This window comes from Paraburkholderia lycopersici, assembly GCF_900096975.1.
GTDB classification, from domain to species: domain Bacteria; phylum Pseudomonadota; class Gammaproteobacteria; order Burkholderiales; family Burkholderiaceae; genus Paraburkholderia; species Paraburkholderia lycopersici.
The window spans coordinates 95,409-110,757 of record NZ_FMYQ01000028.1 but is presented as its reverse complement, the minus strand read 5'-3'; the positions used below and the strand labels follow the sequence as shown (position 1 = coordinate 110,757).

At 59.2% G+C, this 15,349-nt stretch carries 11 protein-coding genes, 2 pseudogenes and 1 riboswitch; of the genes and pseudogenes, 6 read left to right on the top strand and 7 right to left on the bottom strand.

Annotation, left to right across the window (positions count from 1 at the left end; translation table 11 throughout):
* The 4 genes and pseudogenes from BLU17_RS25395 to BLU17_RS25380 all read right to left on the bottom strand — a co-directional run.
* Positions 1–203: pseudogene (locus tag BLU17_RS25395) on the bottom strand (hypothetical protein); the annotation flags it as partial.
* 506 nt (positions 204–709) lie between these two features.
* A complete protein-coding gene (locus BLU17_RS25390; protein ID WP_092003052.1) occupies positions 710–1,732 on the bottom strand; it encodes a ParB/RepB/Spo0J family partition protein in 1,023 nt (340 codons plus the stop codon).
* A complete protein-coding gene (parA, locus tag BLU17_RS25385) occupies positions 1,722–2,408 on the bottom strand; it encodes a ParA family partition ATPase (protein ID WP_092003049.1) in 687 nt (228 codons plus the stop codon). Before parA ends, BLU17_RS25390 begins: the two co-directional genes overlap by 11 nt.
* A gap of 959 nt (positions 2,409–3,367) precedes the next feature.
* A complete protein-coding gene (locus BLU17_RS25380) occupies positions 3,368–4,741 on the bottom strand; it encodes a replication initiation protein (RefSeq protein WP_092003046.1) in 1,374 nt (457 codons plus the stop codon).
* A gap of 2,118 nt (positions 4,742–6,859) precedes the next feature.
* On the opposite strand from BLU17_RS25380, the gene BLU17_RS33320 reads away from it, so the two are divergent.
* On the top strand, positions 6,860–7,021 hold the full coding sequence (locus BLU17_RS33320; RefSeq protein ID WP_176929197.1) for a hypothetical protein: 162 nt from the start codon (positions 6,860–6,862) through the stop codon (positions 7,019–7,021).
* A 41-nt stretch (positions 7,022–7,062) separates the two neighbouring features.
* On the opposite strand, the gene BLU17_RS34625 is transcribed toward BLU17_RS33320, so the two are convergent.
* The 3 genes from BLU17_RS34625 to BLU17_RS33955 form a co-directional block, all read right to left on the bottom strand.
* Complete coding sequence (locus tag BLU17_RS34625) at positions 7,063–7,458, bottom strand: hypothetical protein (RefSeq protein WP_176929196.1); 396 nt, start codon at positions 7,456–7,458, stop codon at positions 7,063–7,065.
* A gap of 614 nt (positions 7,459–8,072) precedes the next feature.
* A complete protein-coding gene (locus BLU17_RS25365) occupies positions 8,073–9,071 on the bottom strand; it encodes a sodium:calcium antiporter (protein WP_092003038.1) in 999 nt (332 codons plus the stop codon).
* Positions 9,072–9,142: 71 nt separating this feature from the next.
* Positions 9,143–9,330: riboswitch (yybP-ykoY riboswitch) on the bottom strand.
* 314 nt (positions 9,331–9,644) lie between these two features.
* Entirely contained in the window at positions 9,645–9,863 is a 219-nt protein-coding gene (locus BLU17_RS33955; protein ID WP_092003035.1) for a hypothetical protein, read from the bottom strand.
* A gap of 195 nt (positions 9,864–10,058) precedes the next feature.
* Here BLU17_RS33955 and BLU17_RS25355 point away from each other — a divergent pair, with 195 nt between their 5' ends.
* The 5 genes and pseudogenes from BLU17_RS25355 (at position 10,059) to ugpB (ending at position 15,223) form a co-directional block, all read left to right on the top strand.
* Positions 10,059–10,739 (top strand): H-NS family nucleoid-associated regulatory protein, encoded by a 681-nt coding sequence (locus BLU17_RS25355; RefSeq protein WP_092003033.1) that lies wholly within the window; start codon positions 10,059–10,061, stop codon positions 10,737–10,739.
* Positions 10,739–11,404, top strand: a complete 666-nt coding sequence (locus BLU17_RS25350; RefSeq protein ID WP_092003029.1) for a cysteine hydrolase family protein — start codon at positions 10,739–10,741, stop codon at positions 11,402–11,404. Before BLU17_RS25355 ends, BLU17_RS25350 begins: the two co-directional genes overlap by 1 nt.
* A 109-nt stretch (positions 11,405–11,513) precedes the next feature.
* Positions 11,514–12,218: an RraA family protein gene (locus BLU17_RS25345; RefSeq protein ID WP_092003026.1), complete on the top strand. Its 705-nt coding sequence runs from the start codon at positions 11,514–11,516 to the stop codon at positions 12,216–12,218.
* 179 nt (positions 12,219–12,397) lie between these two features.
* On the top strand, positions 12,398–13,519 hold the full coding sequence (locus tag BLU17_RS25340) for an acyltransferase family protein (protein WP_092003023.1): 1,122 nt from the start codon (positions 12,398–12,400) through the stop codon (positions 13,517–13,519).
* Positions 13,520–13,930: 411 nt separating this feature from the next.
* Positions 13,931–15,223 (top strand): annotated as a pseudogene (gene ugpB / locus BLU17_RS25335) (sn-glycerol-3-phosphate ABC transporter substrate-binding protein UgpB).
* Positions 15,224–15,349 lie beyond the last annotated feature (126 nt).

Sequence of the window (15,349 nt, the reverse complement as noted above, 5' to 3'; positions counted from 1 at the left end):
TCGCGCTTGAGGAAGACGGGGTTGCGCAGGCGCGCCGAGAGGTTCGGCGCGCGCTCGAGCTCGGTCTCGCGGGCCACGTCGTAGACGCGGGCGGTCAGAATCTCCCTGAGATAGTCGTTCTCGTCGCGTCGCGTCTGCGCGGCTGCGGTTTCTTCTAATGCTTCAGTTGTTTGGTCGGCGGGAAGATTTTGATGCACCTGCATGACGGCTCCTGTACTCACTTTCATTTGGCCAGGAGGCGGAAACAAAAAACCCGCCTCTTGGGGGCGGGTTGTTGTCACTGTTGCAAGACGTACGCTAACCCACCATTCGTTGAATGGTGCGAATAATCAGCGCAATCGTGAAGGGGCGACAGTTCATTCAACAAGAATGACCTGGAATAGTGGGTTCTGTCAATTGCGCGGACTCTCGCCGTGAGAAATGAATTACAAATTACGTATTATTTGCTACTTTTTAGAGTGGAACTCGATAACGGCATGATCGGAGGTATCCAAGTCACGATTTAACCCTCATTTGCCCACCAGTTTTCGTGAAACATTCTAGGAAATTGACAGTAATCATTTGTTTTTAAAGCACTATCCCGCTTCTTCCGCCATCTCATCGCTGTTTCACGGTTTCGACCCTGCCCTCCGCCATGTGCCGATGGGCTCGCACACGGCAACAAAAAGAGCGTCCGAAGACGCCCCCGTCTCACCACGATCCGCGAGGTTCAGGCCGTGTCTGATCCATCCATTTCGGAGGCCCACTGCTCGACTACAGCCTTTACGCGCTCAGCCAACCGCTGCTGATCGGCGGGAGCGATACCCTTCAGACTCAGCTCCGCTCTACCGTCGCCGAACAGCTTCAACTCGCCCAGTGCTACGCCGTCTGGACGATTGAACTGAACGCGCGACTGGTAATGCGTGCGGCGCGGCCCAACACGACGCGCCCCCGCTTCCGCCGAAGCCGCCGCCTCGAGCTTGCGCACACTCGCCTTTCCTTCTATCGCCTGCTGGAGCCAATGCTCGGCGACCGTTGCGCCAGCGCGGTCGAAAATCAGCTTGATGTTGTAGGCATGTCCGAGGCCGATATCCCTGCCGTTCTGCGCCATTCGCTGGAGCAGATACGGGGGCAGCGACGTAAGCGAAATCACCTTGCTGATGTGCTTCGGATCTTCCCCGACTGCGACACCCAGTTCCACCTGATCGACATAGACGCGATCGTCGAGCAGCTTTTTCCACGCGAGCGCGTCGTCGAATACCGTCTGCTCCTCACGCTCCTTGTTGGCGTGATAGGCACGCAGGTACAGATTCTGGTTGTCGAGACCCTCGCGGATATCGGCATCGATGAATTTGTCGCCGCGCGAGCGAGCAGCGCGAATGCGCCGCTCGCCGTCGACGATCACATATTGGCCGGGAAAGGCCGCGAGCTTCGTAACAAGGATCGGGGTGATCTGCCCTTGCGTGGCAAAGCTCCCAGCAAGTTCGTCGATCGTCTCGGCGCTGTAGAACGCACGCGGGTTGTACGGATTGGAAACGACGTCTTCGACGGGAATTTTTCGAACGGCATGCAGGGACAGCGGCGCTTCGCTTTCCGTCGGCGCGACGGCCGGGCTGACTGCGGCGCCTGGCGCCCCAGCGTCGCGGTGCGCGATATTGACGACATCGGCTTCGGCAAGCCGCTCGCCTGCCGAAACACGCTCGGCAGCCATGCCTGCGCGGACCTTGCTGGTGAAATTGAGCTTAGCGGCCATCGACGATCTCCTCTTCTTCCTGAACCAGCGCAATGATCTCGTTGTAAACCGCGCTGATCTCGTCCTTCGCGATCTTCGCCCCGCGGATACCGCGTACGTCGAAAACCGTGCGGCCGAGCGCCGCCGTCTGGCGATAGAGTTCGCGTTGCTTGATGGCAGATGCGAATACGCGGACGTTGCTCTCCGCGAGGATGGCGCTCATCTGCGTATGCAGCAAGGTCTTCGAATTAGACTTATTTAGCAAAATCGCAAACTTTCCGGCTGGATTAGCAACCCGGGTGCGCTCGACCAGTTCCATCATCCCTTCGCTACTCCAGATGTCGATAGGCGATGCATCGGTCGGTATAACGGTGGCGTCGGCAACGGCGAGGACGCGGGCGGTAGTAAGATCGTTAATGTTGGGAGGACAGTCGACGATCACGACGTCATAGTCATTGGCCAGTGCCGCGATCTCCGGCCCGATCATTTTCTCAAGCTTGTGAATACTGCCGACCCGGAACGGCAGGGGCGTTTCGGGACCCGATGCTGCGCACCAGCTCATACATGATTGCTGGCCATCGGCGTCGGCGACATAGACCTTATAGCCTTCAGCCTGAAATGCCCCAGCCAGATTCATGCTGGTGGTTGTTTTGCCAACCCCACCCTTTTGGTTCGCTACGGCTATCACGAGTCCCATTCGTTTCTCCATGCAATGTTCAACAGCGGATGAGTCTCCGGCACTCTCCACGTGGAGACTTCAGCAAGTCACTCGGCAGTCTAGCGGTAACTTAAAGTAAATTCTAGGATTTCTGTCACAGACGTTGTCTGTTCACAACCAGATGACCGAACGGATAAGAACTGAGTAGTGGAGTGCAACGCTTTATTGCGACTGGGACTGCCCCCCTTGTTCCCGTCAGCGTTCGCGGAAGAACACGTAATCTCCACGTGGAGATTACGTGCGTCGTGCAAGGTCAGAAAATGCTGACCCAGTATTCAAGCTGGATCGTCATCCTTGTGATGATGTTTGAGGCGTGTATGACTACAAGAGATGCATTAGCGTTACCAGATAGTCGCGAAAGGGAATGATGTGTGCTGAAGTCGCCGAGGCTAACGCCGCCGCCTCAACGAATCTCCACGTGGAGATTCACTGGTTCAATGCTTCCGTCTCCGACGATCTGGAAGCTTGCCAGACGATGCTCCGGCAATCTCCACGTGAAGATTCGTCGGCGGCCATTTGAATTTATCTCTTGAGCGAACTGAATGAAACCTGTGAAAGGGGCGATGACGCGTAGGGAGAGGCGTTCCATGTCGCGCTTACGACGGCGGAATGCTGCATTCTTGCCGAGGCGAACCGGTGATTCGTACCATGCGCCGACTCTCCACGTGGAGAGACTACAGCCATCGTCCCATGCAAAGTTTACCTCCGCAAATTCGGACATCCGCCATTGAGTCGTCGCGAACAGGGGAGCCGTCTGAATTCACAAGTCGCAGCAGAACTGAAAATCGGCTAAAGCCATATAGTCGGGAATTTATTTTTACCCATAATTGCTTTATCGTTATATTTGGATAAATCCCCAAGTATTTTTGGTCGAATCCTAAAGGAATCGCTCCTCAAAAAAAAGCGGCCGAAGCCGCTGTTTCTTTCGGTCATCAATCTCACTCGTCCCGCGCCTTCAATGCGAACTCGACTTCCGCAGCCGGCAGACCTTCACTCCCCGCCGGCGCCTGTTGACCACTCAACAGGAATTCGAGCAGATCGGCAGCGGTCGGCTGACCCCACGTATCGAGCACCACCCAGCGGAAGAAGTTCGTCGACGCCATCTTGCTCGGCACTTTAGCAGTCGACACCTTGAGCTTGTCCATGCCGACCGTGTCGTTGTAACGCTTGATCAGCGCCGTCTGATCGTCGTATTCGAGTTCATTGAAGTAGGCACGCGCCTCGCTGATCTTCGCGGCAATGTAGCGGTCCTTGACCTGATCCTGGCTTTCGCGTGCGCGGCCCGCATCGGCGGCCGGAGCGGCGGCATTCGCACCAGGCAACTGATAGCCCTGCATAAGGGCCTTGCGGAAATACGCCGCTACATTCGCAAGCGGAGCAGCATTTTTTTGTGCCACGCGCGCCGCCGTATAGGCAACTGCCGTGCGAATCTTCTCGTCGCCGTATTGCTTGAGCAGGCGGCGCGCCTCGGAAACTGGAACGCTGAACTTCGACATCTCGCCGATAAGCAGTGTCTCGCTTGCTCGCAACTCCTGCGAGGGATCCGTCTCCGGCTTGCGGGTCACACGGAATTGAAGGGCGACGACCGAGCGTCCCACCTTGTGCTCGATTAGCTCGAACGTGTGATCCGATATTTCGTTCACTTCCTTGATGCACGGCACCAGTACGCGGCTCTTGAACTGCTTGTAGAGCTTGTAAGACTGCGCCGAGGTATCTTGCCCAAGGATCAGATCGCGCAGGGTCGCAAGCGGAAAGCGCGCGGTCATGCCCACGGCCTCGTAGCGGACAACGTTCTCCCATAGCGCGAGCGAATGAGCCTTCCTGAACTGACGCGTGATACGCATGTCGATCATCGCGTAAATTTCGGGATTCAGCAGTTCGCCGCGAATCTGCTCGGAGAAGGTGTAACGTAATACCGATCGCTCGAGTTCGGCGCCGGCGAGCAAACCGGACGCTTTCCAGATGCTCCGTTTGTCCTGCGTGAGGTAGTCCCAGTTGACGACCGTGCTGATGAGCGAGTTGATCGTTTCCTTGACGTATTCGGTGTTGTTGCTGTTCAGATCGACGTCCTGGGAAAGGGCCGAAATCGTGATCTCGAACGACGACCGGCCGGCTTCGAGAGAATCCTGACGAATGGCGTTCTTGATCAGCGAGCTGAACATCTTGCGCTGCTGCAGGCTAATCGACCCGGACTTCGGTGCGATGTGAATTGCGGGGACGGCCTTGCGGAACAGGTCAGGCGGCTGGCCTTGCTGAAATACGAGTGCACCTTGTTTGTCGGCGTCGCCGCCGTCGGCCTTTTTTCTTGCCATATGAGCCACGTTGAAAGGAAACCTGGTCGGTTGGTAACTGTATACCAACCGACCAGGTGACTCAAGACCGGGAACACAATTGTGGCGCGACACGACACGCAAGCCCGAAGAGCATTGACATACTGACCTTTCCTTCCAGGCGGAGCACCTCGCAATCCCTTGAGGCAGTCGTCGCAAACATGACGGCAATTCCCATAGCCGGAGACCTTTACCTGTCACCGCGATCGAATTCATCCCATAAGCGGCAACCATTAGCACCAATGTGAGTACTCACTTAGAAAGATGCACGCCAATAGGTACCCGGCAATGGGAAATTACCCCGTCTTGCCCGGATTGCACCGGAGTGCCCGCCGCCGTGATTCTGATCGCTACAACCTCCCATAAATGGTGACCTGTAGGGTTTCCCAAAACTAGCTACCTTCAGAAGGACAAAATACGACAACGCAAATCGAGATGGTCCTCGTATCTCCCCATAACAGGTAACCCATGCTCGATCCCATAGAGAGTTACCTTCTTCAGGGCCCCGCTCGGAAAGCGAGAGTCCTCGTAGAGGTCCCGGCCCGGCGACTGAATGAGCCGGGCATCCACCGGATACAGACCCACCATAGCCGGTTACCCAAGCTATTTCCCATAACTGGAGACCTCAATCAACCAGAGAAGTGGACTCGAAAGGCTCCAGGTCTGAGAAACATCCCATAACTGGAGACCTTCGATGCCCCCCATAAACGGCTACCCGTGAGCAAATTCGCGTTTTTCCCATAGAGAGCAACCGTCTCCCCATATCCACAACCTGTGTACCCCATGCCTGGCTACCGATTCCCCATATCCACAGCCCAGACCTCCCATACCCGGTGCCGCAAATCCCATAACAAGCCACCAAATCGGCCGCAAAGCCTTATCTGATAAGGGTTTGAGACTCCTAAAGGTTTACTAAAGATGTTAAAGCGTAAAAGGTAAACACTAAAACAGCGTTCGATGAAAAAGAGGTCTCCCAAAAACGGGGACCTTGTTCGATGTGAGTGATCACCAACCTCGATACCCCATTCCTGGTTACCTTAGCCGTTTTCCAAGGCTTGGACGGCACCATAAACCGTCACCTGGATTAGCGGTTTCTAATATTCAACATTCAGTTACAGCTCTAATACCATAATTTTAAAGGAATAATCCCTCTCTGGTCTCCAGATATGGGACCTGGCCAAAATCACAGGTAGCTATTTATGGGATCGCCCGCGCTCTTGACGGCCGGAGGAGATGGCACCTCGAATCTTCCCTTGCCCCGTGGCCGCTTGGGCTCCCAGAAAAAAGAGCCCATGGTTCGAGGTTATCTCCCATTTCCGGTTACCCATCTCAGGTCACCCGATATGGGAGCAAGGGATGGTTCACACGCGTCGTGGTCTCTTAAGGTGCACCGCACAAAACATGATGGTGACCTGCTGGTCAGGCGTGAGCCGGTTTCAGTCACTATCCGGAGCAAGGTCACCTCGGTTACCTATGTTGGGGCTGGCAATTGTGCTGATATTTCGCCGCGAAAACGCCGCTGGGCAGCCATCGTACCGATGGATAGCTATTGCCTTAGGTACGCAGGTCCACGCCTTCCCATTCCAGTTCTTTTAGGTCACGCGCCTCCATCTGCGCGCGTGACCTGACGGGGTGCCTCCTGAACGAACGGGTAGCAGCGCCCACGCAAACATCGGCCATAGCCTCACGACGACCTTGTTCTTTTAATGAACGCGCAACATGAAAGACGCCAAGGCGCGAAAAAAAGGATTCGAAAATGAGGACGTGTCGGGGTCGCATTGCACCCAATGAAATATCGGGAGGTTCGCCGGTCCGGCGCAAGGGGGGGACACGCGGTTTCACCTGCGTCCAGACTGAGGACGTATGTCCTGTGCCAGCGGGAATACCCCCCCTCTCCATCGCCGTGACGCCGTTGGATTACCGGAAGAATGTCGGGCAGACTATTCATTGCCATCGGGGGAGCCATAGCAGTCGGCGGGCTCGGCACGTGTCAGATCGCGGGCGAGCGCTACGCCGAACTCAAACGCCGCGAGTGCCCGCTCGTCGAATACATGCTGCTGCGTACTTCACGAGACGAATACGCCTGCGTCGCGCGACTAGATGATTCGGCACGCGCGGTCCGGGAAGGACAGCATCATCGCACCGACCGTCAACCTTGTCGTTTCGTGGCCGCGGCGCAAGCTCGAACGCCAGGCTATCGAGGCGTACATCAAGATCATTAGCCGCTATGGCAATCAGCTGACAATTCCCGCCCTCGACTGATTCTGGCGCCGAGGTAACCGTTTGTGGGAACTGGTTACCTGTCAGATCGAGTACCGGCTAATACGAGTGACGTGTTCTCCGCTCGCGTCAGGTCCCGCGAGCGCAAAGAAGAGACCGTCGGGCACCGCGACGACGAGCGCGGCGCTCACCTGCAAAACCGAGCGGACGAACTCAGCCGCGAGGCCCGACCAGCAGCGATCAATGCGTTCGACGTTGCGCCTTAGGAGTGCGGGCAACGCCACGCCCTGACCGAAGCCGATCAGAAAGAGCGATACGCCCAGCGCATGCAGCTCAGCGTGATGGACACGGAAACAGTCCGGCCATCTGCACGATGTTCCTGTGCCGTTGCTTGCATGCACCGTCAGGCGCCGTCGCGCTGACCGCCATGCATGCGTTGGGCTTTCACTTTGTGCTTGCGCCAATTGCGTCTCAGCCATCGTCTTGCTGGGTGTCGCCCTGGCGTTCCACGGGCTCACAGGCCATCGCTATCCGCGCACCGCAGTTCGTCCAGCGCCAGAGGCTGCGTCGCTTGCCGCGCTCGCACAGTATTGACTGGAACCGGCCGTCATTTCTCCCAAATCGTTCGACGAACTAACTTGTCAGGAGATCATGCCGATGGTGTGTCCTGCGATACCCGTGACGATGGATATGCATGCGGCACGCGAAATGTTCGGCCGCCATGGCGCCTCGACGCTGCCGGTGATCGACGCCATGGACCGCGTGGTCGGCAGGGGGGTGCACCACGCGCCCGGCGATCTGCCGCCCGCCGGCCCCGAGCGTTTGTGGGGGCCGCTGTGCCGCGCGAGACGGCGCGCATGGAGGAAACGGTTGAGGCCGTGATGGAGGCCCGCTGGCGGCCGGAGTGCATGCGGTCCATCGGGCGACGCCGCTCGCGCATCTCGTGCCGATCTTCACCCGGCACGCCTGCCACGACATCCCGAGGATGGACGATGCGCGGCGGCTGGTCGCCATGGTGAGGCATTCGGAAATGATCCGCTGGCGGCATCACCACGCGGGCACGCGGGCGGCCGCCTTGGCTGGCCAGGTCGCGTTACACCACGAACAGCAGCGCCGCGAACACGGCATAAAGCCAGCCGACATGCGTGAGCTGACGGCTGCGCACGCTCGGCGCGCGAAACGTCCACTGCAGGAAAAGGATGGCGGCCATGGTCGTTGCGGCCGCGAGAATCGACGGCGCGCCGAGATGCCACGGCGTGAAGAAGAGGCCGAACGCGGTAGGAATGGTGGCCTGAATCATCATTGCGCCGCTGATGTTCGCGAGCGCGAGCCGCTCCTTGCCTTGGCGCACCCAGATGATTGCGTTCATGATTTCGGGCAGCTCCGTCGCGATCGGGCTGAACAGCAGCGCGGTCAGTTGCGGGCTCAGGCCGAGCCACGGCCCTACCGCGCCGATCTGCTGCACGAACAGATGCGAGGCGACGAAGATGACGACGAGCGCACCCACCGTCTGGAGCAGAATCCAGACCATGCCGGGATTCGCGTCGCGCGGTCGCAGCTTCAGCGGTTCGAGGTCGCCTTCCACTTCGCCGCTGTCCTCGGCAGAGAGTTCCTTCCAGCAGTAGAACGCGTACGCCGCGAGGAACGCTACGCCTAACACCGGCTTGAAGCTGAGCACCACGAGTCCGAGCGCGATCTTCGCGACGAAGATCGCGAGGAACCATAGCTGGTCGCGACGCAGGCGGCGGGTATTCACGTCGACCGTGGCCGCGCGCTCGCGGCCCACGCGCGCCGCCGTGGCAAGCAGCGCGACGCCCACCACGGCATACGCGATCGTGCTGAGCGCAAGCGGGCCGCCAATCGCCGCGCCAACGCCAATTTCCTTGTGCGCAGGACTGCCCCCGAAGGCCACGGCGACGAGCGTCACTACGCTCTCGGGCAGCGCCGTGCCGAATGCTGCGAGGATCGTTCCGGTAGCGGTTTGCGTGACCTTGAGCTTGTGGCCGAGCCACTCGACGCTATTGACGAAGGTCTCGCAGGACAAATAGATAATGCCGGCCGCGGCAATGAGCAGGGCGAACGTCAAGATCATGACGTTTGCTCCGTGGCGCAAATGCGGGGGTGATGTGGGGCGAGACGAGTCATTTTTTGCCGTTATTTTGCGAGCCGGGCACCGAAACCATGACGCTTCCCTTCGCCCGGCCCGGGTGAAAGGGAAAACGTCATAGGTCTCGTCAGGCCGCGTATTCGCACGATACGGCTGCCGGCGCCATGGTGAACTCGCACCAATTATGTTGACGGCGGCGCTTCGCCGGGGCCGGCGAAGCAGACTACTCCCCTAAGACAGGGGGCGATTATAGCTGAAGTTCGCGGCCGCGAGCGTTTTTGCGTAACGCTCCCCATTCCAGAATCGGGATCATGGTCAAAACCCATGGCGCAGACCGACCATCGTCGCCGGCTGCGTGTGGCGCGCGCGGATTTTTCGGCACGCTGCCGAATTGATAAGAATGACTAACTAAAAGATGTGGGGGTTAGGTCGTCAATGTGATTATGCTTTTTCATTGTCAGGCGGATATTCGGCGAACGTCGTGCGGTCCCGGCGATTGCGCCGGGACGATTTTGTGCGTATCTGGGTCCACGATTTGGGATGCCTTTAACGACAGCGCTAACCGTGAGTGTCCACCCATGCTCGCGCCCAGGCTAATCCGGCTTTCTGCGCGTCATCTTCAGAATTAAACAAATCCAGAACGCCTGAAGCGTCAATGAGTTTGTTGTCCCGGGTTACCGTACCACTCCCGGCATAGTGCTCGGGAGTGAGGATCCCCGCCTGTTGTGCAATGGCGTGGCCCCATAAAACGTATCCCTTGTATGTCTCTCGTTCCATGTGTTGTCCAAACGCGGGAGCAGGACCCTTTCTCTTCGTCAGCGCGATTCGAATGTTGTGTTGCACGAATCGCCTGGAAATGGAGAGCGACGTTCCTCGCATTGCCCGGTGAAAACTAAATCGACAGTTAACGTTGTGGTTGCTGCACGATGTGGCATAGTGCGACGAAGTATCTTATCAAAGGAAAAACCGCGAATGGCGACGCTCGAATCGATTCAGGCAAGAATCGCAAAGCTCCAGGACCAGGCAGAAGCGCTGACGACAAAGAAGTCGACGGCAGTGCTCGAGAAGATTCGCAGCCTGATGGAAGCGCATTCGGTAACTGTCGCCGATATTGAAGCATTCGTTGGTAAACGGTTTGGTCGCAAAGCAGGAACGATTGCAGCGGCAAGGCAGGGTGCCTCGATTGCGAAATATCTCGATCCCAAAACTGGTGCGACCTGGACCGGGCATGGTCGGGCACCAGCGTGGATTGCGAATGCAAGGGACCGAAGCAAGTTCCTGATTGCGGGCGCGACGCCGAAAGCCGCTACTGCAGTGAAAACGCCAAAGGCAGGTAACTACGTGCGTGGGCCGCAGCCGCCGAAGTATCGCGACCCGAAAACCGGAGCGACCTGGTCCGGTCGTGGTACCGCGCCGGGATGGCTCGCGGGCGCCAGGGACCGCACCGCATTCCTGATTGACGGCGTGGCCACATACGTGATGAAGGAAACTGGCGCCAGGAAATCTTCGCTGAAGAAAGTCACTGCGAAGAGTGCTGTCACGAGGAAGTCCACGGCCAGGAAAGCCAGTGCGAGGACGACGGCTACGCGGAATATCGCGGCTGCAAAGAGGCCACTCATGAAAAAGGCCGCAGCCGGGGAAACGGCGGGGTGATGGAAACCGGCGTGAATTCCAGCGGCAGCGGAAACGACGGGATCGGCGGCCGGCCCGGGCAGCACGTGAGTTCGCAGATTCCGGCAATCATCCCGGCGCAAACCGCGCTTGTCGTCATGCATTATCAGACCGATATTCTCGGGCTCTTTCCATCGGTCGCGCCGGCCTTGCTCGCCAATACGCGCAAGCTATGCGACGCAGCGCGGACCAGGGGCGTCGGCGTGTATTTCGCCAACCTCCGGTTCAGTCCGGGCTATCCGGAAGTCAGCCCATTGAACAAGAATGGGCAGGGAATCAAGCAACTTGGCCTTTTTGTCGATGATCGGACTGCGCCCGAGTTAGGCCAGCAGGCCAATGAACCGCTCATCGTCGCGCATCGCGCCAGAGTGTTCTTTGGCACCGATCTGGAGGCGCGCCTTTGTGCGCAAGGTGTCGATTCGCTGATTCTGGTTGGTATTGCTTCGACCGGTGTCGTGCTGTCGTCGGTCGCGTATGCGAGTGACGCGGATTTCCGCTTGTACACGGTGAAGGATTGTTGTTACGACCCGGACCACGTGGTACACGAGCATTTGTTTTCCACCGCATTCGATTCGCGCACGACGGTGCTGTCGCTCGCAGATGCCTTGCGGTTGCTCACCTGGACGCCTGCCGTCGGACGTGCTTGACCACGGGCGGAACTTGAACGCCATCGCGTAAGCATGTCGGCAGTCCGATGAGTGTCGCTCCGAGGCTGCACTATGATTCAGAGGTGACGAGTCTGCGGCGGAGGTTGCCATGAACTTACCATCCATCACGCGTCCTTCCGGCGAGGTCATGCGGCGATATCGGGCACTGCTTGCGTCATACGAATCCGTAACGTGTGCGTTGTCCGATTGCATGGGACGGTTCGGAGCAATGTCCGTTCAGATGCGGCCGGTCTTCGAACCTGTCGCCTTCGTTGGCACTGCCGTGACGGCCCGAACCCTGGCTTCGGATCTTGCCGCGCCCTTCAAGGCGATCGATGTCAGCGAGCCCGGCGACGTGGTCGTCATCGATGCACACACCGCAGCCAGCACGGCATTCTGGGGCGAGAACATGACGCTGTCGGCGCTGAATCGCGGGGTCGTGGCTGCGGTCATCGACGGCGCCTGCCGCGACGTGTCGGAGATACGACGTCTACGATTTCCCGTGGTGTGCCGCGGAATCGTGCCGAACGTCGCGGCCATCGCAGGGTATGGCGAGGTCAACGCGACGGTCCAGTGCGGCGGCGTTGTCGTCTCGCCCGGCGACATTGTCGTGGGCGACGATAACGGAGTCGTGGTGGTGCCATTGGCCCAATGCGAAGGGATTCTGAAGCGAGCCGAGCAGTTATTGGACGCCGAGCACGTTCTTCAAGACAGGTTGCGGGGCGGCGGCACCATTGGACAGTTCGTCAATATAGACGCCGTGTTTGCCACCACGTTCTCCTATCAGCAACGTGCACTGGACAATGGCGAGTAAGGTGAGCAATCGCTCGCTTTCGAGGGCTCAGGAAATCCGTGCCCGTTGCGACCAGGGGATTCCCTTAAATCCGAACTCGGGATTTATCTCGAGAGTTATGTCTGTCAACACACCAACGTGTCACCATTGCGCAGGGTACCTTTCCAGCGGAAGCCGCCATAAACGCGGCCGGAGGGGCCATGCGACAGCCGAATACGGACTCGAGATACGCTACGCTAGACGGCCTGCGCGGCGCGGCGGCAATGGTCGTCGTCTTCGTGCACTTCCACGCGCTGTACCACCTGCCTGAGATCGAACACGGTTATCTGGCAGTCGATCTCTTCTTCGCGATGAGCGGCTTCGTCATTGCAAACGCTTACGACAGAAAGCTTTCATCAGGCGAATTGAACTGGCAGAAGTATTTCGTACTGCGATTGTTTCGCCTGTATCCGCTCTATTTCGCCGGTCTCGCGCTCGGCGTAGCTGCTCTCGCGTACCGTCTTCCCGCATCCGACTGGCATCAAATCGCTTCTGCGGTCCCGGGCAGTTTGCTGATGATGCCGTCGCATGCTCCCCTGCGGACGTTCTATCCGCTCCCCGAAAAACTCGACCTGATCTATCCGCTTGATTTTCCCGCGTGGTCGTTGTTCTTCGAACTGACCGCGAGCCTGGCCTACGGCCTGTTCTTTCGCCACCTGACGACACGGGTGCTCGTTTTCATCATGTGCGCGTCGGGCGTTTTACTCGGCATAGCGGCCTATACGTCGGGCCTCAGCAATGGTGTTTCGTGGCCGACGTTCTATGTGGGGTTTGCACGCCTCGGCTATGCGTTTCCCGCCGGTCTGCTGCTCTATCGGTTCCACCGGCCCGCTCGCAGGCGCGGATCGCTTTCGGCGATCGTCATCGTCGTGCTGGCGGTCGGCCTGCTCTTCATGCCCTGGTCGACGGTCCATCAACCCGCAGTCGATCTGTTGATCGCGCTCATCGCCCTTCCCGCCATCGTCTGGGCGGCATGCCGGGTGGAGCCTCCCGCGCGCCTGCTGTCCCTCTTCGCTTTTTCGGGGGCGATTTCGTATGCCGTCTACGTTCTTCACGTGCCGTTCGCGTTCATGGTGCAGGATTTCGCCTACCGCAGCCATTTGCTTCAGCATCCGTCCGGCGTGAGCGCCGTGATCCTGCTGCCCGGCATCGTGCTACTCACGTGGAGCGTCGACCGGTACTACGACACGCCCGTGCGGCGTGCGTTGCTCGCGCGCTCGCGCGGCTGGCTCGCGGCGCATCCGAAGCGCGCCGCCGCCGCGGACGCGACCATGCCGCAATAAGCCGGGGTTCCAACCCAGGACGCGGACGGGATAAGCGTGCTCCGAGGGCATCCGTAATCCACGCCTTGGCATTGAATGCACAACCGGCCGGCCTGCATGTGTGCGCCCACGTGGCACGCATTGCCTGCATCGGTGCGATGCCCGATCCGAAAAACGCACCATCACACGGGCGCCCCATACGCTGTGCTACCCTTGCCCTGCTCTCGGCCCAAGCTTGCTTGCGATGCGGTTGCGCCTGCAACCGGCGATGGACGTGCGGCCCGGTGTATCGAAGTCCAAAATCGAAGTCCTGAAGCAAAGTCCTGAGCGAGATCCCATCGAAGCCGGGACAACGATCGATAACAGGAAAAGACCCAGATGAAAAAGAACGAGATACGACGCGCAGGTTCGCGCGGCCGCTTGCGCACGCTGATGGCCGCCGTGCTGCTCGCAGGCGGCGCACAGGCGGTTCACGCTGCCACCGAAATCCAGTTCTGGCACGCCATGGAGTCCCAGCTCGGCGAGCGCGTGAACGAGATTGCCCAGCAGTTCAACGCGTCGCAGAGCGAATACAAGATCGTGCCCGTCTTCAAGGGGACCTATGACCAGACGCTCGCCGCCGGCATCGCGGCCTACCGCAGCGGCGATGCGCCGGCCATCCTTCAGGTGTACGAAGTTGGCACCGCCACGATGATGAACGCGAAGAAGGCCGTGCTGCCGGTGTCGGACGTCATGAAGAGCGCCGGCGTGCCGCTCGAAGAAAAGGCATTCGTACCGACCATCGCGAGTTATTACAGCGACGCGAAGACTGGCCATCTGGTGTCGATGCCGTTCAACAGCTCCACGCCCGTGCTCTACTACAATCGCGACGCCTTCAAGAAGGCCGGCTTGCCCGATGCGCCGCCGAAGACCTGGCCCGAAGTCGCCGCCGCCGCCGCGAAGCTCAAGGCATCAGGCATGGCCTGCGGCTTCACGACAGGCTGGCAGGGCTGGATCTAGATCGAGAATTACAGCGCGTGGCAAGGCGCACCGATCGCAACGCGCAACAACGGCTTCGACGGTCTCGACGCGCAGCTCGAAATCAACAAGCCGCTGCAGGTCGCGCACATCGCCTTCCTGCAGAACATGGCGAAGCAAGGCACCTTCACCTATGTCGGCCGCAAGGACGAAGCCACCGCCAAGTTCTATAGCGGCGACTGCGGCATCATGATGGGATCGTCGGGTGCGCTCGCGAACGTGCAGCAGTACGCGAAGTTCAAGTTCGGTACCGGCATGATGTCGTACGACCCGGGCGTGAAGGGCGCGCCGCAGAACGCCATCATCGGCGGGGCGAGCCTGTGGGTGCTGGGCGGCAAGACTCCCGAGGTCTACAGGGGCGTGGCGAAATTCCTCGCGTATCTGAGCTCGCCGGCGGTTGCGGCGAAGTGGCATCAGGACACGGGCTATCTGCCGGTCACGAAGGCCGCCTACGAACTCACGCAGCAGCAGGGCTTCTACGCGTCGCACCCCGGCGCCGACACGGCGACGAAGCAGATGCTCAACAAGCCGCCGCTACCGTGGACCAAGGGCCTGCGCCTCGGCAACATGCCGCAGATTCGCACGATCATGGACGAAGAGCTCGAACAGGTCTGGACGGGCGCCAAGACGCCGCAGCAGGCGCTCGATTCCGCCAATTCGCGCGGTAACGACCTGCTGAGGCGCTTCGAACAGCAGGCGGCGAACTGAAGACTGGCTGCTCCTGACGTGAACCATGAACACGATCAGCAAACCCAGCATGATCGACGAGCGGTGGCATGTTGATTTCACTCATCAAGCCGTCGTCTTCGTCGCCGATATAGGGATGGGTTGCCA

What these genes read in the sequence shown, in the direction of transcription:
- BLU17_RS25390 (WP_092003052.1), bottom strand. Translation starts at nt 1,732, where the DNA reads ATGGCCGCTAAGCTCAATTTCACCAGCAAGGTCCGCGCAGGCATGGCT.
- parA (WP_092003049.1), bottom strand. Translation starts at nt 2,408, where the DNA reads ATGGGACTCGTGATAGCCGTAGCGAACCAAAAGGGTGGGGTTGGCAAA.
- BLU17_RS25380 (WP_092003046.1), bottom strand. Translation starts at nt 4,741, where the DNA reads ATGGCAAGAAAAAAGGCCGACGGCGGCGACGCCGACAAACAAGGTGCA.
- BLU17_RS33320 (WP_176929197.1), top strand. Translation starts at nt 6,860, where the DNA reads ATGATTCGGCACGCGCGGTCCGGGAAGGACAGCATCATCGCACCGACC.
- BLU17_RS34625 (WP_176929196.1), bottom strand. Translation starts at nt 7,458, where the DNA reads ATGGCTGAGACGCAATTGGCGCAAGCACAAAGTGAAAGCCCAACGCAT.
- BLU17_RS25365 (WP_092003038.1), bottom strand. Translation starts at nt 9,071, where the DNA reads ATGATCTTGACGTTCGCCCTGCTCATTGCCGCGGCCGGCATTATCTAT.
- BLU17_RS33955 (WP_092003035.1), bottom strand. Translation starts at nt 9,863, where the DNA reads ATGGAACGAGAGACATACAAGGGATACGTTTTATGGGGCCACGCCATT.
- BLU17_RS25355 (WP_092003033.1), top strand. Translation starts at nt 10,059, where the DNA reads ATGGCGACGCTCGAATCGATTCAGGCAAGAATCGCAAAGCTCCAGGAC.
- BLU17_RS25350 (WP_092003029.1), top strand. Translation starts at nt 10,739, where the DNA reads ATGGAAACCGGCGTGAATTCCAGCGGCAGCGGAAACGACGGGATCGGC.
- BLU17_RS25345 (WP_092003026.1), top strand. Translation starts at nt 11,514, where the DNA reads ATGAACTTACCATCCATCACGCGTCCTTCCGGCGAGGTCATGCGGCGA.
- BLU17_RS25340 (WP_092003023.1), top strand. Translation starts at nt 12,398, where the DNA reads ATGCGACAGCCGAATACGGACTCGAGATACGCTACGCTAGACGGCCTG.